Consider the following 20,121-nt stretch of genomic DNA (forward strand, 5'->3'; position numbering starts at 1 on the left):
CATGATTGCTGGCACCTACTATGATGGCGAGTCATCGGCACAGACGCTCGCCACCATGCGCACTGGCGCCGATGGTTCGCTGCAACTGCTAGCGGTTGATAGTCGTCATTTAGGTCAATGTAGTTTAGCTGAGGTGACGGTCTCTCCGCGCATTGGGAATACACCGCGCTATATCGACCTGCCGGACGGTGGCCGCTTTGAAACCACAGACAATGACGCCATTGATCAATGGTTGGCTGCGTTTGGTCGAGATAGTGGCAATCGTTTTCTCAACTTCCTTGAGAGTCATACCAAGTTTGTACTGGCAAGTGTCATCTTGGTGGCGCTGTTTTGTTGGTGGATGGTTAGTTATGGCATTCCCGGCGCATCCAAGGTGGTGGCATATCAACTTCCTGCCACTGTTTTAGATCACTCAAGTGAGACGACTTTAGCGCTACTGGATCGTAGTTTATTGAGTGAAAGTAAACTGTCAGATGTGCGGCAGCAGCAGTTGCACGATCTGTTTGCACCTTATCTGCCTAGCGATAGTGAATACACCTTTAGGGTGTTACTTCGCGATGGTGGAGAGATTGGCGCGAATGCGTTTGCCTTGCCTGATGGCACGCTGGTGTTTACCGATCAGATGGTTGAGCTGGTGGACAGTGACGAAGAACTATTAGCTGTACTCGGTCATGAGATTGGCCATGTGGTTGAACGGCATAGTTTACGCCAGACCTTACAGGGTTCTACCGTTGCGGTGATTGCCGTGTTGGTGGTGGGGGATGCATCGGCATTTGGTGATCTGTTTGCGGCGTTGCCGACCTATATCATCAGCTCCGCTTACTCTCGGGATTTTGAGCGCGATGCTGATAGTTACGCATTTGAGTTTCTTAAAGCCAATGATCTGCCTCCGACGCTGTTTGCCGATGTGATGCGCAAGATGATGGCAAAACATCAGGCGTTATTATCAGAAGGTATAGAGGAGGACGAGCTGCCCTCTCAGGATCCCAATAGCGATAGCTGGTTAGATTATCTGTCCAGTCATCCGCCTAGCGAAGAGCGTATTCGGCAGGCTGAGCAAGCGCAGTAATGCACCGCTGGCGTTTGCAAAAGCCCATGTCGTTCTGACATGGGCTTTTTTTATGCGGTGACGTTGGCATATTGATACCCATGGTTTAGCGTTACACTGGAGCAACTTGGCGGATGAATGAACAAGGTAGATTATCGTGAGTAACATCAGGGTCGGCATTGTTGGTTTTGGCTACGCGGCACAAACATTTCATGTGCCCTTTTTACGTTCGTTGGCAACGACGGAGGCGGTGGAGATCCGTGCCGTCAGTAGTTCTGATGCCGCTAAAGTGCATCAGTTGTTACCGGATGTTGAGGTGCTGTCAGATCATCATGCACTTTGTGGCCATGAAGATCTTGATCTGGTGATTATCACCAGTCCGAACGATAGTCATGCCCTTTTGGCTAGTTGCGCGCTAGCGGCCGGTAAGCATGTGTTATTGGAAAAACCGCTGACGACTAATTATGCTGATGCCGTCGCGCTGCAGCAACTTGCGGCGGCGCAGGAGCGCCTATTAGTACCGTTTCAGAATCGTCGTTGGGATGGTGACTTCCTGACGGTGAAAAAACTAGTCGCCGATGGCAGCCTTGGCAAGGTGCACTATGTTGAAAGTCACTTCGACCGCTTTCGTCCACAGCCGCGGGATCGCTGGCGGGAAAATGGTGGTGAGGGCAGCGGTATCTTTTGGGATCTCGGCCCGCACCTGCTGGATCAAGCGTTACAGCTGTTTGGTCAACCAAGCCATTTAACCGCCACCCTCAGAGCATTGCGTCCAGCAGCGAAGGCTGTGGATTACTTTAAGCTGCAGTTGCATTACGCCGATAAAGAGGTGGTGTTGTGTGCTTCCCCTTATATGGCTGCGGCTAATCCTCGATTTACGTTACAAGGCGAATTGGCCACCTACCTGAAATCGGGATTAGATCCGCAAGAAGACGCGCTGAAAAGCGGTATGGATCCACAGGCATCTAGCTTTGGTATTGAAGCCGAAGCGTTATGGGGGCAGCTCTACTTTGCCACTGAACATCAGCCGGTCGCTACCTTGCATGGTGATTATCTTGGCTTTTATCAGCAGCTATTGGATGCGATACGCGGGCAGGCACCAGCGCCTGTGCCGATAGCGGACGCGGTTGAAGTGATACGCTTGTTGGCGTTGAGTGAAGAGAGTGCCGCGTCTGGATGTCGAGTCTCTTGTGACTAACCGAATGAATCTATTGGTATAACGCAGCTGCGCGGGCTAAAGTGATGGCTACGCCATCCTTTAACTTAGGTGACCTGTGATCACTCTCTATCGCGCCATTGTTGTTACCTCGCTGTATTTGCTGCTGAGTGGATGTGCCGTTCAAAGTACTAAGCAGGTTGAGCAGTGGCAGGATCCCAACCCGCATAAACCATTTACCCATGTGCTGGTGGTTGGTGTGATCTATGATCCCGCTTATCAATACTTTCTCGAAAAAGGCTTGGCCGATTCGCTCGCCAGCGAAGGGGTAAAGACCTCATTGTCGTCTGAGCTCTATCCTCGTCTACATGAGATGGAGAGAGAGGAAGTGGTTAAGCGACTTGCCGAGGATGGGATTGATGGGGTATTGCTGGTGCGCCCTGTTGGCCAAGAAACCATAACCACCTATGTTCCCGCGCATCTTCGCGTGGTAGGCGTTGATACCTATCGCGGTTGGTATGGCTATTTTTATCAGAGCTACCGATATGCACGCATTCCTGCGACGAGTTATGAGACCTTTGTTATGCGCGCTGAATCGGCTTTGTTTGATGTGGCAACTGAAGAAGCGGTTTGGACACTGACAACCGATACTGAGATGGTGCTGGATAGCCCATCCGCTGCGGTGGATTCATTGGTGGCAAAGGTAGGCTCTGAACTACCCTCGTTAAATTGATCTGTTGCTCAAGGGGGCGTTCTTCGCTCTCCTCAATGATCACCTAACAGTCGGGCGATTTTTATAAACACCCAGGGTGATCCGACTAAACCGATATGGGTGGCTGTGACGGGGTAGTGTGTCGTTGTGGTGAGTTGGTCGAGACAAGCACGCCAATGGACAATGCCATCGTAGCGACTATATAGCGCGATCACGGGCATGCTGAATGCCTGTTGATTGCGCAGTGCGATGGTTTGCTCCAGCTCATCGAGACAGTAGCCCCAGCTGCGATAATGACGGGCAACTATGGTGTATTTAGGACCTCCGATAACGGGCGTCCCTAGCGTAACCACCTGCGATACATGTTGCGGTAGTGTTCTGGCTAGCTCTCTTGCGAGAAACCCGCCGAGACTCCAGCCCAGTAAGACCGGCGCTTCACCATCGCGATGACTGATCGCCAATAAACGTTGTTCCAACGCAGGTAATAGTTGCTCAACACGGCCATGATTACGGCCTTGTTGCCAGCCCTCCGCACGATAACCAAGTTGACGTAAGAACAATCTTAAGCACCAGGTTGTTTTGTCTGAGGCGGTGTAACCGGGGATCACCAAAATCGTCCGGCGCTTGTTGATCTTGGTATGGGCGCGCTTTAGCCACGGCCAAGAGATGAGCAGAGCCAAAAACTCGAACAGGCACAATCCCTCTCGTAGGGTTTCTAGCAGGCGAGGAGCGCGCAGTGGCGATGACATTCAGTTTCTCCAGATGAACGACACTATTGAGTATGGCATCTACCCGGTTTGTTGGAACTTTGCATAATGCGAAATGGTTCACGACATCAAGACCAGAGGCATAAATTAGTCGAATATCGCTTGAGAATGATCTAACGGCGTTCTAGAGTAGTAAATGAACAAGGTGTTCAAATAACGCACAGCGGCGTATTCAAGGAGTGAACCATGGCTGCCACCTTTCGTACCTCGGCCCATTGGCGTCAAACAATTCATCATCTGCTGCATGATGTTCGGCAACAACTGTTAAAAACACAAACCATCAGCCACTACTTGGCGCTGTGCTTTGGTGCGGCAGTATTGGGATCCCAGCTCATCGCGAGTCATGCCACCGGTTTTTTACTTGCCGCGGTGGTTATTTCGTTTACAGCATTGGCTTGGTCTGTGGTGATTAGCCTACTTAGTGAGATCAGTGTTTGTGGTAAGCGGCTAATTAAACTTTTGGCATGGAGTGAGGTGCTAATGTTTGCCAGTTGGATCCTGTTTGAACCCGCTCGTCCATGGTGGGCGCAGGCAGCGGTTGCGTTGCCATTAGTAGTGTTGTTTGGGCAAATATTTAAGCGCCAAAGCTGACCTGAGACTTGCTGTTGATGGGTTTAAAAAAGCCGCCAGTCTGGCGGCTTTTTCGATCGTATCGTGGTTAGCGATATACCTGTGGTGACAGCGTAACAAACTCTTCCGCACTGGTGGGATGGATCGGCACCGTGGCATCAAAGTCAGCTTTGGTTGCCCCCATCTTCATCGCCACGGCAAAGCCTTGCAGGATCTCATCCATACCAAAACCGATGCCATGAATACCAATCACTTTTTGCTCTTCGCCTAAGCAGATTAATTTCATTTTGGTCGGTTGACGGTGCTCTGTCAGTGCCGAATACATGGCGGTGAACTGCGAGTTATACACAGTGATATTCTCTTCACCATGGATCTCTATCGCTTCAGGCTCGGTTAATCCTAGGGTTCCTATCGGCGGGTGACTAAATACCACGGTGGGGATCTGCTCATAATCCAGATGTAAGCCTTCGCGACCATCGAACAGGCGTTCAGCCAAACGCCGTCCGGCGGCAACGGCGACAGGGGTGAGCTGCGCGCGGCCCGTATTGTCGCCGACTGCATAGATCCCGGCGATCTCAGTATTCTGAAATTTATCTGTCGGGATATAGCCACGGCTGTCGAGACTAATACCTGCGGCTTTTAGATTGATATTGTCTGTGGCTGGGTCTCGGCCAATTGCCCAGATCAGGCTGTCCACGGGGCCAATCATCTCGCCACTCTCGGTTTCCATGCTTAAGCTGCCGTCATCATGCTGATGAATAGCTTTGGGTGTGGCATCGGTATGCAGGTTCAAGCCGTCTTCTGCCATCACTTCTACCAGTGTATCAGCGAGCATCGGGTCGAAATTACGCAGTGGCTTATGTTTGCGCACGGCGAGGTGGGTTTCACTGCCAAGGGCATTAAAGACCCCAGCAATCTCAACGGCAATGTAGCCTGCACCGACAACTAAAACTCGCTTTGGTTGCTCTGTTAGCGCAAAGAAGCCGTCAGAGTCGATACCTAATTCAGCACCCGGTACGTCAGGGATCTGGGGCCGACCGCCGGTGGCGATCAAGATATGATCAGCGGTATAGGTTTCGCCATCCACTTCAATGGTATGGGCGTCAACAAAACGGCCAAAACCATTAATTACCTCTACGCCGTTATTGCCAAGCACACGATCATAGGAACCATGAATACGCGAGATATAAGCTTCGCGGCTGGCCACTAACTTGCCCCAGTCTAACCCCTTCACCGTGGCGTCAAAGCCATAGTCAGGGGCGTATTTGAATGCATCGGCGATCTGGCCTGCGAACCACATCGCTTTTTTGGGTACGCAACCGACATTGACACAGGTACCACCTAAAAATTTGGCTTCGACAATGGCGCATTTCATGCCACGCATCGAAGCACGGTTCGCCGTTGCTATGCCGCCACTACCGCCGCCAATAGCAATAAAGTCGAAATGCTTGCTCATATGTTCTCCAACAAAGGGTTGCGTTTAACTATGGATACTAGCCCGACTGGCGCTGAATGAAAATCGACGCTGTGGATTAAATCGTTATGGCAGCAAAACCGTTGTGGTTAATTGTTCAGCTTGTTCATTGGTCCTCTTTTTTCAAATCCGTTTTTTGTATGCCGTTTTGGCTGGGTAAGTGAAGTATTCATCACCGCATTATTTGTCGTTAGCCACAGCTGTCACCAGTCGGTCATGACAAATGTCACGGCTTGACTTGAAAAGAGGTCTTTAAACCCCGATAACCCCCTTTAGACTCTTTATCAGATCAGGGATCATCCATGACCAACCCGTTGTTATCCTTTTCCGGCCTGCCACGTTTTAGCGAGATTAAGCCTGAGCATGTTAAGCCTGCCGTTGAGCAGTTGATCGCTGACTGTAAAGCAGTGGTGGAGCAGGTCGCCAGCAGCCAAGAGCAGAGCTGGGAAGCGGTGATCACACCGTTGGATACAGTGAATGACAAACTCAGTCGTGCCTGGTCGCCGGTGGGACACCTCAATGGTGTGGCAAATACCCCCGAACTGCGTGACGCTTATGACTCCTGTTTACCGTTACTCAGCGAATATGGCAGTTGGGTTGGACAGCATCAGGGCTTGTTTGATGCCTATCAGCGTGTCGCTAACAGCGCGCAGTTCGCCAGCTTGAGCCAAGCGCAGCAAGAGGTGATCCGGCAGGCGTTACGTGACTTCGAGCTAGCGGGTGTTGCTCTGCCCGAGGATAAGAAGAAGCGCTTTACCGAGATTAGTACTCGACTCAGTGAGTTGGGCTCGCAGTTTTCCAATAATTTGCTTGATGCTACCCGTGGCTGGAGCAAGTTGATCACCGATGAATCTGAGCTGGCGGGCTTACCTCCCACGGCGTTAGCGGCTGCACAGCAGGCCGCTGCGGCAAAAGAACAAGAGGGTTACCTGCTGACCCTCGATTTCCCCTGTTATTTGCCCGTGATGAGCTACTGTGACAACCGAGAGCTACGTAAAGAGATCTACGTGGCCTTCGCTACGCGAGCTTCTGATCAAGGCCCCAACGCCGGTAAGTGGGACAACAGCGAGGTAATGGATGAGATTGTTGCCCTGCGCCACGAAAAAGCACGCCTGTTAGGTTTTGACAACTATGGCGAATACTCGCTGGCCACCAAAATGGCGGAGAAGAGTGACCAGGTACTGGGCTTTCTCAATGACCTGGCTGAGCGCTCTAAGCCTCAGGGGCAGAAAGAGCTGGATGAGCTTCGGGCATACGCCAAACAGCAACACGGTGTTGAAAACGCCGAGGCTTGGGATCTGACCTATTACTCGGAAAAGCTGAAGCAACATACTTATGCCATTGATGCTGAGGCGGTACGCCCTTGGTTCCCGGAAAACCGCGTGGTCAGCGGCCTGTTTGAAGTCGCAAAGCGCCTGTTTGCCGTGGATATCGTTGAGCGCCAAGGCGTCGACACCTGGCATAAAGATGTACGTTTCTTTGATATTTTCAATGCTGATGGCAGCTTGCAAGGTAGCTTCTACCTCGATCTGTTTGCTCGTGAAGGCAAGCGGGGTGGAGCCTGGATGGATGAATGTCAGGCGCGTTGGCGTACCGAAGCCAATGAACTGCAGATCCCTGTGGCCTACCTGACCTGCAACTTCAGTGGCCCAGTCGGTAGTCAGCCAGCGCTGTTTACCCATGATGAAGTGATTACTTTGTTCCATGAATTTGGCCACGGTTTACACCATATGCTCACTAAAGTGGAAACGGCCGGCGTCTCTGGTATTAATGGCGTACCTTGGGATGCTGTAGAGTTGCCCAGTCAGTTTTTGGAAAACTGGTGCTGGGAGCCGGAAGCATTGGCGTTTATCTCTGGCCATTTTGAAACCGGAGAGCCACTACCACAATCGATGCTGGACAAGATGATGGCGGCGAAGAATTTCCAAAGTGCTATGCAGATGCTGCGTCAGTTGGAATTTTCCCTGTTTGATTTCCACCTGCATCTGGATTTCGATCCCACATTGGGCGCGCAGGTGCAGCACACCTTGGATCAGATCCGCGATAAGGTCGCTGTGGTGCCGGTCAGTGAATTTAATCGCTTCCAACATAGCTTTGGTCATATCTTTGGTGGCGGCTATGCGGCAGGCTATTACAGCTATAAGTGGGCAGAAGTGCTGTCTGCTGATGCCTTTGGCCGATTTGAGGAAGAGGGTATCTTCAACAGCGAAACGGGGCAGAGCTTCCTCAATGAAATTTTGCGCAAAGGCGGTAGCGATTCACCGATGAATCTGTTTCGCGCATTCCGTGGTCGTGAACCCGAAGTGGATGCTTTGTTGCGGCATTCAGGAATTGGTGAAGCAGCGTAATCGCGGCTTTTCACCGGCAAGGCTCACTGGAGCTGTGACCACTTAATATCTATCCGGCGCCTAGGCGCCGGTATTTTTTCAAAGAGGAACATGACAATGCCAGGTAAACGTTTAGATAAGCTGCCCGTTTACGAACTAAACATCCCCGGTTGTGAGGGCAAAATTGGTTTGCATCCTTGCCCTGGCAAGCGAGAGGGGGATCAGGACTTTAGTGAAATGATGGAGCAGGATCTCAATGATCTGCTGTATTGGGGAGCGGAGTGTTGTGTGACGCTGATGGAGTCCGAAGAGCTGGTAAAACATAAGGTTGAAGATCTAGGCGATAAAGTTTCTCACTTCGATATGCAGTGGTTCCATATGCCGATCCCTGATGAAGATCTGCCCAATGCTGATTTTGAAGCGCGTTGGCCGCAGGTGAGTAAGCGGCTAAATAACCTGCTTGATAGCGGGTGCAACGTCACCTTGCATTGTAAGGGTGGCACCGGACGTACGGGGTTTATTGCCGCACGCTTGTTGATTGAGCGTGGTATGGACAAAACTGAAGCAGAAAAATTGGTGAAATCTTTGCGCCCTGGAGCCCTGACGATGCCTTGTCGCCGTGAGTTTTTGGGATTGGATTAGTCGCTAGTATTTACGAGTCATAGCCCCTTTGATTGAGAGTTCGATGCCTGAGCTGCGGGATATACAACAGTTAGTTGATTACGTTAATTATGGAAATTGCGTAAAGTACGTTTTTTTCTGGGGCCATAAAAAGCCAGAGAAAGGCGTTTCAAAGAGTTGTTTTAGTCAGTGGTATGAAGCTCCTTTTATCGATGATGGGGTTAAATTTCTTACTGCTGAACACTACATGATGGCAGCGAAAGCTAAGCTCTTTGGCGACCAGTGTGCCTACGAAAGAATTATCACTGCTTCGAATCCGGGAGCAGCCAAAAAATTTGGTAGGGAAGTGCTTAACTTTGACGAACAAGTTTGGTGTCAGCATCGATTTGAAATTGTGGTGCAAGCAAACTTACTAAAATTCGATCAACATGCTGAGCTAAAAGCTTTTCTTCTGGGAACCGGAGAGCGGATCTTGGTTGAAGCTAGTCCCGTTGATAGAGTCTGGGGGATTGGTTTATCCGCAGATGATCCTCATGCTGAAAACCCCAATCAGTGGAAAGGCGCTAATTTGCTGGGTTTCGCATTGATGGAAGTTCGGCAACGTTTCACAGATCTTGTGGTCTGATAATCATCATCACCGGCTGTTTCAGATAAGCGAATTTAATGTTTAGAATTTACCGTTGTCCTGCCTGTAAAGAGACCATCGATACCACGCTATTGAACGCGAGTTTGCAGCGACATGGCGTGTTTAACTCATCATTTACCTGCCCAATGTGCAGTGTGCGCTTGCGACTGACTGCGCCGATTTATCTGCTCTTTCTACTGACGCTGGTGATCGGTGGAGTGCACCTGTTTACCGATATCGACGCGCTCATTTACAGCCTCGCACCGATGATCGTTATGATGATTTTGTTCCGAATGGGGCAGGGGTTTAAGCAGATCGAATAATACCTTTGTCAGATGTCTAATATTTTTACGTTTTAGTGCGTGCTTATATTTGGCGGTTAACTTAATCCTTTTAATTCAATCTATTACTTGTTTGGCTTCTTTTTTGCTATGAAAAATTAAACTTAATTTGGTTAGCAGTAATAAAGGAAGTATCCATGATGTTTAAGTCTCTTTCAGGTTTGGCCGCCGCTGCGGTAATGATTGTCTCTCAGAGTGCTTCAGCCGCTCCCCTCTATGAAAATCCGTTTCTTGGCTCTGCTGCCGGAGGCTCTTGTACGCCATGTAGCAGTGAGTACCGTGCGGCAACCAGTTTTGATCTGGCTGCGGGCTCGACAGTAGAGCAGATCGCTGCGCAGTTACATGATGTGTCTGCCACCGCTGACCGTTATATGGATGAGCTAACTATTGAGATTTTTGATGCTGGTTTGACTACGTCACTGTTTGCGCAAACCTTGGATCGCAGTGATTACGTGCGTGATGACAGTTTGGGTGGCTCTGCTGGTAGCTCTTTTCCGGTAGTGACATTTGATGTGGATGACTTCTTCTTAGATGCCGGTCGCTACTTCGTGTCGATTTTCGGTATCAATGGCACCCGGTTAGGCTGGCCTAGCAGCCCTGCAGCTATCGCAGGTAGCCAGCGTATTCAAGTGAATGGTAGCAACTTGATCGGCGGTAACCCCATCAGTGGTGGCTACGGCGTTCGCATTGAAGGTTTTGAAGGTAAGGCTTCGGTTCCTGCGCCAGCGGCAATTTTGCTGATGGGCTTGATTGTGGTTGGATTAGGTGCCGTGCGTCGCAGCTAGGCTCTGATACGCCACCAGTAGATAAGGCCTCCAGTTGGAGGTCTTTTTTATAGGTAAGGGTTTGGCTTATATTCTCTGCTAGCGCCCGCCTAACACTGTGTTATCTAATTTAACATTTGTTACTTTTACCAGCCATTAGCTCTGTTTTAGCTCTCATTTCCCCGCTTTTCGCCGCATACTTCAAACTATTGAAACTGTGTTGTTACGCCTTGGTCGAAATGTGAGCAGGTTATATCTTTGCGTTTAAATCAGATGCTTTAATTACTTCATTCTCCGTAATAGATCCCCTCATCAGGTCAGGGTTAGATGCAAGGAGCGCATATGAAGACTCTTATTCTCAAGGCCACCAGTTTTTGCCAGTTAGTGGCGGTCATCGCTTTACTGCTCGGCGCATGGGATGCGGTGAACTATTGGCAGCGCAATGGTGAACAACCTGTGGTGGCACAAGCCAATGAGTTGTTCCCGCAGGCTCCCCAAAATCGCTATGTTGAATTAAATGGTGGTCTGCGAGAGATCACCAACACCTATGAAGTGCTCATGCCACCGGATGATAGTGCGCAACCGTTTCAAACCGACTATTACGTGCCTGTGGTGGTACATGCGGGTGATGAGCCGCAGCTAACCTATTTGATCAAGCAGCAGGATGAGCCGGTATTAGCGGATCTGTTTCGGGAAACGCGAGTGAAGGGCTACCTGTCAACAATGCGGCTCCCCGCAGATCTCGAAGAAGCATTTCGTCATCACTATCACTTTACTGGCAATTTGCTGGTATTAGATACCAGCTATTTACCTCTGCCGGTGACCGCTAAGTGGATGTTACTGATCCTGCCGATGACCCTACTGTTGCTGCTGATAGGACTTAAGCACTACCTTACCCGAGGATTTTCTGGTTGGTGGCAGCGTTGGGATGATGCTTACTAAGTTGCGTGATTTAGTACGCCGCTGTTCTTAAGGAGGCATCCGTTCGCAACAAAGCCCACCTTGCGCAGCATCACTCCTGTGCATTAGTACGCCCCACGAAGTGTATTGGGTGCCATGCACCCGCGACATACCGTACATCCTGTACATAAAAAAAGCGCTTCTAACGAAGCGCTTTCGGGGGGTACGTTGCCCCATACAAGGGATTTTGGACAACGCTCTTTTGCTCAGACTCTGTACTGACAGAGTCGAGACATTCTTTACATGCGGTAGGTGAAACCTGCGTAGAAGTAACGGCCTAACACATCGTATGCTTCCGGTACCGTATTCATATCTGAATAGCTCGGTACGTAGGGTGGCTCTTTGTCGAATAGATTATCTATACCTACCTTCAGGCTCAAGCTGTCATTTACATAATATTGACCTGAAACATCGTGGTACGTCACAGAAGAGACTTCATAATCTTCATAAAGGTCATCCATACTGTGGATATAGCGCATTTTGTAATAAATATCCCAGTTATCCGCAGCGGCTTTCAGGCTGGCGTTGCTGCGCCAACGCGCATAGCCACCCGTCATACCACTGATGGTACCTGCATAGTCATTACCATCTTCTTCAAACTCGATCAGGTAAGTGCTGTCCAGATTAGCACTCCAATCTATACCAAACCCTTCGAAACCGTATTGAATATTGCTATCGATACCGGAGGTGTTTTGGTAGCCAACGTTAGTCAATGGACGATCGACATTACTGATCTCGCCAGTGAGTGAATCGCGGCTGATATTCAGCGTGTCACACGCTTGAGCATTACCACCGTAGCACGCATCTAAATACTGCTGACTATCAATACGTACGATGGCATCGTCGATTTCGATCTTGTAGTAGTCGATAGTAAGTGACAGGTTGTCGATATAGTCAGGGCTATAAACTACGCCAAAGGTCCAGGTATCAGCGGTTTCTGGTTGCAGATCATCATCACTTAACCAAGTGGATTCGATCTGAAAATCGTTGAACTGATAGTTGGTATCACCAATTTCGGAATGACACATTTGGTAAGTGCTGCTGCTTGGGTCAAGCGCGCCATAGCCGGAACAGGGATCGGTGACATAGTCGAATGAACCGACATTGCCGCCATAAAGCTCATCCACGCTAGGAGCGCGGAAAGCGGTTGAGCGCACGCCACGTAGCATCCATTCATCATCCACTTTCCAGGTCAGACCCAGTTTCCAAGTGTTGTCACTGCCGAAGGTGCTGTAATCAAACCAGCGGACGGCGGCCTCCAGGCTAACGTCGTCAGCAAAACGCATATCAGAGAGCAGCGGAATGGCAAACTCAGCATAGGCTGAGGTGGTGTCATAACTGCCTGAGGTCGCGTCTTGCTGTGACTGTGAGCTTTCGCCTGCCACGGTCACAGAATCGGGCTGGTACCAGCCTTTCTCTTCCCGATACTCTAATCCTGCAGCAAAACCGACAGTACCGGTAGGTAGCTCGAAAGCATCGCCAGAGAGGTTGAAGTTGACGACATTCATCTCGTTGCCACCGGTCGACTGATCGGTGTAGGTAACGTAATCGAGAGTTTCCTGGCTAATTTCGCCTTCCGGGGCAAACCAGTCCTGACATGGCACGCCGTTTTGACCACAGGTGTCGGCGTAGGCGGTTTCCATCATCTTTTTGTTGTTGATGAGGTTATGTACTTTGCTGGTCGCGTCGTTTCTGCCCCAGGTGTAGGAAAGATCCCAATCGTAGCCGCTACCGAGATCAAGATATCCTTGTAGGCCTGTGACAATGCGTGTGGTGTCAGTGATCTGTTCGAATTCTCGGGCTCCCGCCTCAGTCATTCTCCGTTTATAGCTGACGGCGCTGTCGTATGGGTTACCCAGAGCATCCTCACTGAAGGTGACGCCGGTGACTGGTGAAGGTGCCATCTGCTGATCTGAGGTACGTTTGGTATAGAGGAATTCGGTGAACGCTGTTAGATCATCATTTAGTTCATAGCTGCCGTTACCAAATACACTGACACGCTCTTGAGGTGTGTAGAGGTAGCTGTAGGGGACGTAGTCAAAACTGTCTGTTTGAGCGACCCACTCACCGGTGTTTGGATCACGCTGTTTCCAGCCATCTCCTGGGTTAATTGCGCCGCCAGGGATAGTGGAGCTGCCAGGGATACAAGAGGGGGAGGTCGAGCCGTCCAATGCGCAATCAGACCAGCCCCGGTCACTTTGCCAAGCATCGCCACGATCTACATAACTGGCACCGACCACAAAATTACCGCGATCGCTGCTACCGCCCATCAGCAGGCTAATATCACCGGTATTGGCATCGCCTTCGCTACTGCCACCATAAGTGCCACTTAGCTCCAGTCCTTCAAAATTCTTTTTGGTAATGATGTTAACTACGCCAGCAATGGCGTCGGAGCCATACACGGCAGAGGCACCATCCTTAAGCACTTCGATACGTTCGATCATGGCGAGCGGGATAGTATTGAGATCCACTGCGGCATCCGCGCCCGTGCCTGAATTAACCATCCGGCGACCATTAACCAGCACCAAGGTGCGTTGTACACCCATGCCGCGCATATCTACCCGCGCAGCACCCACCCCGCCGTTGTTGCTGGATGCGCCGGTTGCCATACCGGCAGAGGCTGTGGATTGCTGCAGCACCTGCTCTACTGAGGTGTAACTACCGGCTGCGATATCTTCGGCGGAGATAAGTTGTACCGGGCTTGCGCTCTCCATGTCTGCGCGTTTGATGCGAGAACCGGTAATTTCAATACGCTCGACATCTTCAGCCGTGCTGTCGTCGGCGAAGGCGGGCTGAGCGAGCAGAGGTACCCCTGCGAATAAAGCGATCGTTTTTACGACCGTGTTTTTTTGCAAAACAGGCATTGGAAAATACTCCTGGGTCGATGGACTGTGCTTATTTTTTTGTTACGGACTCTATTTTTTGTGGTCCGTTAGGAACAGGTTAAAAACCATTTGCTGAGCAGGGTCAAAAGTAATAACAGCCTGATTTATTTAGATTAATGTTTTCTTTGTGTAGCAATTTTTCGTTGGCTTGGTGGGTTTTTGGTTGCGCTGTTGTTATCAATAAGATCGGGCTGATCAGTGTTTGATCAATCTGGCTGTTTAGTGCGCTTTCGTGATTGTGAAAATTGTTGCGAAATACGCTGACGTTGCGCCTGCAATAATGTGATCTTTGTCACCAAGTGGCGCTCTGTTGTTAGTGCCTTAGGCACGCTGTCTTAGCCGATGTGAAGAGTGTTTAAATTTGTCTATGGTCATGACTCGCTGCGACAGCTTGTGATGGTTTTGTGATGTTTTTGCAATCTGATACGGAGATCTGGTGGCGACACTTACCCTCGACATTAAACATGGAGAGCGTTACCGATGACTAAATTTCTTACCCGTTTGCCTTTGGCAGCCATGATCGCTGCAGGTTTTGCCGTACCCGCATCAGCGGCACAGTTAGAGATCAAAGTTGAGAACCTGACGCAAGGCGTCTATTTCACACCACTGATTATCGCAGCCCATCCTGGCGACGTTTATATGTATGAGACTGGAATGGCAGCATCGGCCGCACTGCAAGCCATTGCAGAGGGAGGCGATATCTCTGCGATGGCAACCGCGCTGGACGGTATGCCTGTCGTGAGTAATCCTGCTGGTGGCCTGTTGGCACCGGGCGCGAGCATTGAAGGTGTGATGCTGGACAGTGGTGATATGGCGTACCTTTCTTTGACTGCTATGTTGTTGCCGACCAACGACGGTTTTGTTGGGTTAGACCGTTGGATGATCCCATCAGAAGCGGGTACCTATACGGTGTATCTGAAAGGTTACGATGCCGGTACTGAAGCTAATGACGAACTGGTTGTTGATGGCAGTGGTATGCCAGGTGTTCCCGGGATTCCTGCTGCGCCAGGTGGTGATGCGGGCATGAACGGTAGTGGTGTCACTGCCACCCAGCCGAATAGCACGGTTCATATTCATCCCGGTGTGTTAGGTGATACAGACGCAGAGGGCGGTGTATCAGATCTAGATAGCCGTGTTCATCGCTGGTTGAATCCGGTGGCAAAACTGACCGTTACCGTACAGTAACCAAGGAGGCGATATGAATAAGCAAAGCTATTTTCGTCTTGGCACTGCGTTGCTCGCGGTTGCGGTAATCAGTGGCTGTAGTGACGACGATGATGATGAAATTGTCATTGTGGATCCACTGATGCGCAGCTATGAGGTTGAAGTGGTCAATCTGACTGCCAACCAACCATTATCACCAGTGGCAGCACTGGTTCACAATGAAACCATTCAGGCCTGGTCTCTCGGTGATGCCGCGTTGGTGCCGCTGGAGGTGATGGCTGAAAGCGGTGACAACAGTCAACTGCTCGCTATCGAAGGGCTTTGGGCTTCTGCCTCTGGTGCGGGCGTGATTATGCCGGGTGCCTCAGAGATGATGGTACTTAGCTTCGAAGAGGGTATCGACCTAAATCTGACACTGGCCACCATGCTAGTGAATACCAATGATGCTTTCACTGGTGTCAATGGCTGGGGTTTAGAGCAACTGGCGGTGGGTGACAGTTGGTCGACCACCACCATGGCTTATGATGCTGGTACCGAAGCCAATAGCGAAACGGCAGCGACTGTACCTGGACCTGCTGGCGGCGGCGAAGGTTATGCTGCCACCCGTGATGATATTGATCGCGTTTATGTGCATGCGGGCGTGGTGACAGCTGATGATGGCCTAACCGATTCAGCGTTGAACTTTAGTCATCGTTTTGACAATCCGGTGATGAAGGTAACCATTACTCGCACGGAGTGATTGTTCAGCACTGGAGTGAAGCTCCCGATGGCGGGGCTTCACTTTCAGTCTGCGAACACGCATTCAAAGATTGCAGGAAATTTAATCACAGCTTGACCGGTCTCTACCTCTAACGAACCAGATGCAACAACCAGGTGGCATGACAGCCATTAAACACTGGTGCCAGAGGGGCAGGCTATGAAAGCCAAGATTTTATTGGTGGAAGATCACGCAGATATCGCGAACCTTGTGGGTATTAACTTGGGCATGATGGATTACCAAGTGGATGCTTACCCGGATGGTAGACAGGCGTCGCGGCAGTTGCATCAGGACTATGACATGGCAATTTTCGACATTATGTTACCCGGTGGTATTGATGGTTTGAGTTTGTGTCGACAACTCAGACGGATCAATGAAGATATTCCCATTTTGATGCTCACTGCCAAGTCCGGTGAACAAGACCTGGTGATGGGGCTGGAGAGTGGTGCTGACGATTACTTGTCAAAGCCGTTCAGTGTGTTGGAGCTACAGGCGCGAGTGAAAGCGCTGTTGCGTCGTTACCATCGCCACCATCAACAGCAAGAAACGGGTCCTGCACCTATCCTGGTTGACGAGCTGGCAATTGACCCCGCTACCCGCTTAGTCCATGTTGCCGAACAGTTGGTGAACTTGACGGCGACCGAGTTTGAGTTGCTATGGCATATGGCAAGCCAACCTGGGCGCGTGTTTAGCCGCGATCAGTTGTTGAATCAAGTGTGGGGGCATCGGCATGACGGCTATGCCCATACCGTTAATTCCACTGTCAATCGACTGCGTAGCAAGCTGGAATTAGATCCGGCGCAACCCAAATGGATCCATACCGTGTGGGGCGTGGGATACAAATTTGCAGGCGAACATTCATGTTGAAATCCCTTTCTGGACAGTTCGCGTTATATGCCGCTGGGTTGTTTTTGCTTGTGGGTGTTGGTGTCGGGAGCTGGACATTGGCCAGTTACCAAACCTATGGCGAAGAGGTGGAACAGCGCCTGCACCGCGGCCTTGCTGCACACATGGTTTATGACAACAAACAGCTAAAACAGGGCACCATTGACGCCAGTATCTTGAAAGATGCTTTTCACACCATGATGTTGCTCGGGCCTGATTGGGAGATCTATGCACTGGATACGACTGGGCGACTCTTGGCCTATTCAGCACCGCCAGGCAAGGTGTTGCGCCAACGTATCAGCCTGCAGCCGATCCATTCGTTCTTTGCTGGTGCTGACTTCCCTCTGTATGGCGATGACCCTCGTTCGGCAACGAGCCAACGTATCTTCTCTGCAGCACCAATTGAAAATGCTGAGGGTAAGCTGACGGGGTATCTGTACGTGATCATTGGTGGTGAGCAGTGGCAGACTTTAGCTGACATGTTAGCCACCAGTCGCGTATTACAAGACAGTTGGCGCTTGATGGGCGCAGCGCTGCTGTTCGGTTTAGTGTTGCTGGTATTGCTGTTTGTCTTACTGACGCGGCCGTTAACCAAGCTGGTGCGTCGATTTGAGCACTTCACCCAACATGACTTTTCTCGTCGCAATGAACCTGAGGTACGGCATCATCGTTGGACTCCAGCAGAGGTGGTGTCGCTGAATCAGGGCTTTGATGTGATGGCCGGGCATATCGAGCATCAGCTGGAACAGATTAAAACCACTGAGCAATTAAGACGAGAACTGATCTCCCATGTCTCCCACGATTTCCGAACGCCGTTGGCATCCCTTCAGGGGTATCTGGAAACCTGGTTACTGCAAAGTGCTGAGCAGCGTCAGCCGCAATTAATTGAGGTCGCGTTGAAAAACGCGCGTCAGTTGAATTTGCTGGTCGAGCAACTATTTGAGTTAGTGCGTCTGGAAGGCGGCGACATCCGTTTTAATCCCGAACCTGTGGTGGTGGCAGAGCTGGCCTATGATGTCGTGCAGCGTTTGCAGTTAATGGCTGAGGCGCGAGGTGTACGCTTGCGTGTCGAAACCGATATCCACCAGCAGCAGGCGCTGGCTGATATTGGCAAGCTGGAGCGGATTCTGGTGAACCTGATTGACAATGCATTGCGCCATACGCCAGCGGGAGGCGAGGTGACCATAAAAATAGCTGCCGCCAATGATGCTATCTATGTGGCGGTTGCAGATAATGGCTGTGGCATTAACGAAGCTGAAGTGCCGTTGATCTTTGACCCGCACTATCGCGCCAGTAATAGCGTTAACGGTGAGGGGGCAAATACCGGTTTAGGCTTGGCGATTGTGCAACAGCTAGTGGCATTGCACGGCAGTGAAATCGCCGTGCAGAGTAGCCAACAGCAGGGCTCTACGTTTGGCTTTAGCTTGCCGCTGGCCAGTTAGGCATGAATAGATGGTGGCAAGTGCTGAAGCGCTGCCAATAGCTTTAGCGCCGCCGCTTTCTCTGTTCGGGCTTGTTGTTTTATCTGTTTCTTTACTTCCAGTAAGGCATTTAAGGTTGCGGCCTGGTGGGGATATTGCTGTTGCATCAGCCTGGCTTGTTTTCGCCTGATCCCCTGCAGTTGTACTGCACAGTCATTGACATTCCCCAAGTGGGATTGCAGTTTTTTCAGTGGCTTGTGCAGTAATTCCCAATCTGTTTTTTCGCTAGCTTGAGGGAACAGTTCAACCAGGTAGCGTAGCTTCTTGCCCTGAATTCGCAGGGCGTGTAGTTGCTCATCTGCTACTGGCTCATGTAGCGCCTGCGCCGCTGCGCGGATCACCTGATAACGTTTGTTCATCTGTTTTTGCAGCCAACTGATCAGAGACGGCGAAGGTGCAACTTCTGCTATCGCTTCTTGCTCCGCCAGGGCAAACCAGTGTTGGATTGATGCAAAAGAGCGTTGGTAATTTTTGCTACTAAGCCAAGCGATAACTCGGGCCCGCTCCCGCTGCTGGTGCTGCTTCTCCTTGAGTGTGAGTTTGGCCAGTAATTGCCGCTGTTTCCTCGTTAGGTTTTTTTGGTAGTGCTGCCACTGCTGTTGATAGACATCCATGTCGCGGAGTGTATTGGTTTTGCGTGCCATCAAGCCCAATTGTTGATTGAGCCGTTGGGCGCAATCATCGGGGAACAGCTTTTTCATTTGGGTGACTAAACTGCGCAGTTTACGCAGTGCAACACGATAGTCGTGCAGACCCTCCACTCGGGTGGAGCTGCGAAAAATATTGGCCTGCTGAGCCTGCGCTGTTGCCAGTAAAATCAGGCTCTGCTTTGCGAGTAAAGGTGGCAGTTGAACTGCTCTTTTTTGTTTGTTTTTCATCGTTTCACTTTGCCTCTTTATGCGTGGTAAACGGCTACCTGTCGTCACTGTTTCATGCATTGGCAGAGGTAAGTATGGACCGAATATCTGTTTGGCATAGTGATGAAGCGATGTGTGTCAGCTGTTTTTGTCGCTGTTCATCGTGTTGCAGCGATGGTGATCTTCGTTTTAACCGAATTTGCGATAAAACAGAGTTCATGGGCTTGGTGGTGCAAAGCCTCCAACTGCTCGGCTGGTGGCTGCTTGTCTGCAAAGCGCACAGCTGGCTGTAAGGTGACCTCGGTCATCGCAATTTTGCCGTCACTGTTTGTAGCCATGACACCAATGGCGTGATCAATATAGCTGGTGACCAGCCAACGCTTTTTTGCTGCTAACGAGAGAAAAAACAGCATATGGCAGCTCGATAGTGCGGCAATGAAAGCTTCTTCTGGATCGACATTGGCTTCCACCGAATAGGGGAGAGGCACGACATGGGGAGAAGATGAGGCGGGTACAGTCACCCCGCCGTCAAATTGCCATTCATGGGCACGACTATAGCGATTGTCGATAAAGGTTTCTTCTGGCCGCTTTTGCCAGCTTATTGTTGCGGAGTATTCAGACATAGGGCTATTCGAGATTGGCAAGATGATGTTGATTGTGGCGTATTGGGAATATCAGTTCAAATCTAACTCTCTATTGATTAATCTCTATTTCGATACGGACCTAA

Annotated in this window: 19 protein-coding genes; 14 read left to right on the forward strand and 5 right to left on the reverse strand. The window is 50.5% G+C overall.

The genetic code is table 11. From position 1 onward, the window contains the following. Position 1: 1 nt before the first annotated feature. The 3 genes from DU002_RS05735 (at position 2) to DU002_RS05745 (ending at position 2,937) form a co-directional block, all read left to right on the forward strand. Complete coding sequence (locus tag DU002_RS05735) at positions 2 to 1,069, forward strand: M48 family metallopeptidase (protein ID WP_114337422.1); 1,068 nt, start codon at positions 2 to 4, stop codon at positions 1,067 to 1,069. Positions 1,070 to 1,205: 136 nt separating this feature from the next. Continuing rightward, the gene (locus DU002_RS05740; protein WP_199405174.1) at positions 1,206 to 2,246 is read left to right on the forward strand and encodes an oxidoreductase; all 1,041 of its coding nucleotides are present in this window, start codon (positions 1,206 to 1,208) and stop codon (positions 2,244 to 2,246) included. Between the two features lie 76 nt (positions 2,247 to 2,322). Then, positions 2,323 to 2,937, forward strand: coding sequence for a hypothetical protein (locus tag DU002_RS05745; protein WP_114337424.1), 615 nt, complete (start codon positions 2,323 to 2,325; stop codon positions 2,935 to 2,937). A gap of 32 nt (positions 2,938 to 2,969) precedes the next feature. On the opposite strand, the gene DU002_RS05750 is transcribed toward DU002_RS05745, so the two are convergent. Next, positions 2,970 to 3,665, reverse strand: coding sequence for an esterase/lipase family protein (locus DU002_RS05750; protein WP_114337425.1), 696 nt, complete (start codon positions 3,663 to 3,665; stop codon positions 2,970 to 2,972). Positions 3,666 to 3,869: 204 nt separating this feature from the next. On the opposite strand from DU002_RS05750, the gene DU002_RS05755 reads away from it, so the two are divergent. Further along, positions 3,870 to 4,274 carry a hypothetical protein gene (locus DU002_RS05755; protein WP_114337426.1) on the forward strand — a complete coding sequence of 135 codons (405 nt, stop codon included), beginning with the start codon at positions 3,870 to 3,872 and terminating at the stop codon, positions 4,272 to 4,274. 67 nt (positions 4,275 to 4,341) lie between these two features. Here the strand turns inward: DU002_RS05755 and gorA are convergent, their stop codons facing one another. Then, complete coding sequence (gene gorA / locus DU002_RS05760; protein WP_114337427.1) at positions 4,342 to 5,709, reverse strand: glutathione-disulfide reductase; 1,368 nt, start codon at positions 5,707 to 5,709, stop codon at positions 4,342 to 4,344. 320 nt (positions 5,710 to 6,029) lie between these two features. Here gorA and prlC point away from each other — a divergent pair, with 320 nt between their 5' ends. The 6 genes from prlC (at position 6,030) to DU002_RS05790 (ending at position 11,347) form a co-directional block, all read left to right on the forward strand. Further along, on the forward strand, positions 6,030 to 8,075 hold the full coding sequence (gene prlC, locus DU002_RS05765; RefSeq protein WP_114337428.1) for an oligopeptidase A: 2,046 nt from the start codon (positions 6,030 to 6,032) through the stop codon (positions 8,073 to 8,075). A 96-nt stretch (positions 8,076 to 8,171) separates the two neighbouring features. Then, on the forward strand, positions 8,172 to 8,696 hold the full coding sequence (locus DU002_RS05770) for a phosphatase domain-containing protein (protein ID WP_158537977.1): 525 nt from the start codon (positions 8,172 to 8,174) through the stop codon (positions 8,694 to 8,696). A 43-nt stretch (positions 8,697 to 8,739) separates the two neighbouring features. Next, positions 8,740 to 9,300 carry an NADAR family protein gene (locus DU002_RS05775; RefSeq protein ID WP_114337430.1) on the forward strand — a complete coding sequence of 187 codons (561 nt, stop codon included), beginning with the start codon at positions 8,740 to 8,742 and terminating at the stop codon, positions 9,298 to 9,300. A 38-nt stretch (positions 9,301 to 9,338) separates the two neighbouring features. Beyond that, positions 9,339 to 9,623, forward strand: a complete 285-nt coding sequence (locus DU002_RS05780) for a hypothetical protein (RefSeq protein ID WP_114337431.1) — start codon at positions 9,339 to 9,341, stop codon at positions 9,621 to 9,623. A gap of 155 nt (positions 9,624 to 9,778) precedes the next feature. Then, positions 9,779 to 10,426, forward strand: coding sequence for a hypothetical protein (locus tag DU002_RS05785; RefSeq protein ID WP_114337432.1), 648 nt, complete (start codon positions 9,779 to 9,781; stop codon positions 10,424 to 10,426). A 321-nt stretch (positions 10,427 to 10,747) separates the two neighbouring features. Next, positions 10,748 to 11,347, forward strand: a complete 600-nt coding sequence (locus DU002_RS05790; RefSeq protein WP_114337433.1) for a hypothetical protein — start codon at positions 10,748 to 10,750, stop codon at positions 11,345 to 11,347. A 257-nt stretch (positions 11,348 to 11,604) separates the two neighbouring features. Here DU002_RS05790 and DU002_RS05795 read toward each other — a convergent pair whose 3' ends face one another. Beyond that, on the reverse strand, positions 11,605 to 14,229 hold the full coding sequence (locus tag DU002_RS05795) for a TonB-dependent receptor plug domain-containing protein (RefSeq protein ID WP_114337434.1): 2,625 nt from the start codon (positions 14,227 to 14,229) through the stop codon (positions 11,605 to 11,607). 501 nt (positions 14,230 to 14,730) lie between these two features. On the opposite strand from DU002_RS05795, the gene DU002_RS05800 reads away from it, so the two are divergent. The 4 genes from DU002_RS05800 to DU002_RS05815 all read left to right on the forward strand — a co-directional run bounded on the left by DU002_RS05800 (position 14,731) and on the right by DU002_RS05815 (position 18,498). Continuing rightward, positions 14,731 to 15,435, forward strand: a complete 705-nt coding sequence (locus tag DU002_RS05800; protein ID WP_170308600.1) for a spondin domain-containing protein — start codon at positions 14,731 to 14,733, stop codon at positions 15,433 to 15,435. 13 nt (positions 15,436 to 15,448) lie between these two features. Beyond that, entirely contained in the window at positions 15,449 to 16,153 is a 705-nt protein-coding gene (locus DU002_RS05805) for a spondin domain-containing protein (RefSeq protein WP_114337435.1), read from the forward strand. Positions 16,154 to 16,330: 177 nt separating this feature from the next. Continuing rightward, positions 16,331 to 17,038, forward strand: coding sequence for a response regulator transcription factor (locus tag DU002_RS05810; RefSeq protein WP_114337436.1), 708 nt, complete (start codon positions 16,331 to 16,333; stop codon positions 17,036 to 17,038). After that, entirely contained in the window at positions 17,032 to 18,498 is a 1,467-nt protein-coding gene (locus DU002_RS05815; protein ID WP_158537978.1) for a sensor histidine kinase, read from the forward strand. The genes DU002_RS05810 and DU002_RS05815 overlap by 7 nt, the downstream gene beginning before the upstream one ends. Here DU002_RS05815 and DU002_RS05820 read toward each other — a convergent pair. Both DU002_RS05820 and DU002_RS05825 read right to left on the reverse strand, forming a co-directional pair. After that, on the reverse strand, positions 18,495 to 19,415 hold the full coding sequence (locus tag DU002_RS05820; RefSeq protein ID WP_158537979.1) for a CHAD domain-containing protein: 921 nt from the start codon (positions 19,413 to 19,415) through the stop codon (positions 18,495 to 18,497). The genes DU002_RS05815 and DU002_RS05820 overlap by 4 nt on opposite strands. Positions 19,416 to 19,552: 137 nt before the next feature. Beyond that, entirely contained in the window at positions 19,553 to 20,017 is a 465-nt protein-coding gene (locus DU002_RS05825) for an OsmC family protein (protein WP_114337439.1), read from the reverse strand. Between the last annotated feature and the right edge of the window lie 104 nt (positions 20,018 to 20,121).

Source organism: Corallincola holothuriorum (genome assembly GCF_003336225.1).
GTDB lineage: Bacteria > Pseudomonadota > Gammaproteobacteria > Enterobacterales > Neiellaceae > Corallincola > Corallincola holothuriorum.

Bases quoted from the DNA above. Each gene is read 5' to 3' on its own strand.
- DU002_RS05820 (WP_158537979.1), bottom strand. From the start codon at position 19,415: ATGAAAAACAAACAAAAAAGAGCAGTTCAACTGCCACCTTTACTCGCA.
- DU002_RS05770 (WP_158537977.1), top strand. From the start codon at position 8,172: ATGCCAGGTAAACGTTTAGATAAGCTGCCCGTTTACGAACTAAACATC.
- gorA (WP_114337427.1), bottom strand. From the start codon at position 5,709: ATGAGCAAGCATTTCGACTTTATTGCTATTGGCGGCGGTAGTGGCGGC.
- DU002_RS05735 (WP_114337422.1), top strand. From the start codon at position 2: ATGATTGCTGGCACCTACTATGATGGCGAGTCATCGGCACAGACGCTC.
- DU002_RS05755 (WP_114337426.1), top strand. From the start codon at position 3,870: ATGGCTGCCACCTTTCGTACCTCGGCCCATTGGCGTCAAACAATTCAT.
- DU002_RS05825 (WP_114337439.1), bottom strand. From the start codon at position 20,017: ATGTCTGAATACTCCGCAACAATAAGCTGGCAAAAGCGGCCAGAAGAA.
- DU002_RS05790 (WP_114337433.1), top strand. From the start codon at position 10,748: ATGAAGACTCTTATTCTCAAGGCCACCAGTTTTTGCCAGTTAGTGGCG.
- DU002_RS05815 (WP_158537978.1), top strand. From the start codon at position 17,032: ATGTTGAAATCCCTTTCTGGACAGTTCGCGTTATATGCCGCTGGGTTG.
- DU002_RS05750 (WP_114337425.1), bottom strand. From the start codon at position 3,665: ATGTCATCGCCACTGCGCGCTCCTCGCCTGCTAGAAACCCTACGAGAG.
- DU002_RS05775 (WP_114337430.1), top strand. From the start codon at position 8,740: ATGCCTGAGCTGCGGGATATACAACAGTTAGTTGATTACGTTAATTAT.
- DU002_RS05785 (WP_114337432.1), top strand. From the start codon at position 9,779: ATGATGTTTAAGTCTCTTTCAGGTTTGGCCGCCGCTGCGGTAATGATT.
- DU002_RS05810 (WP_114337436.1), top strand. From the start codon at position 16,331: ATGAAAGCCAAGATTTTATTGGTGGAAGATCACGCAGATATCGCGAAC.
- DU002_RS05795 (WP_114337434.1), bottom strand. From the start codon at position 14,229: ATGCCTGTTTTGCAAAAAAACACGGTCGTAAAAACGATCGCTTTATTC.
- prlC (WP_114337428.1), top strand. From the start codon at position 6,030: ATGACCAACCCGTTGTTATCCTTTTCCGGCCTGCCACGTTTTAGCGAG.
- DU002_RS05805 (WP_114337435.1), top strand. From the start codon at position 15,449: ATGAATAAGCAAAGCTATTTTCGTCTTGGCACTGCGTTGCTCGCGGTT.
- DU002_RS05780 (WP_114337431.1), top strand. From the start codon at position 9,339: ATGTTTAGAATTTACCGTTGTCCTGCCTGTAAAGAGACCATCGATACC.
- DU002_RS05800 (WP_170308600.1), top strand. From the start codon at position 14,731: ATGACTAAATTTCTTACCCGTTTGCCTTTGGCAGCCATGATCGCTGCA.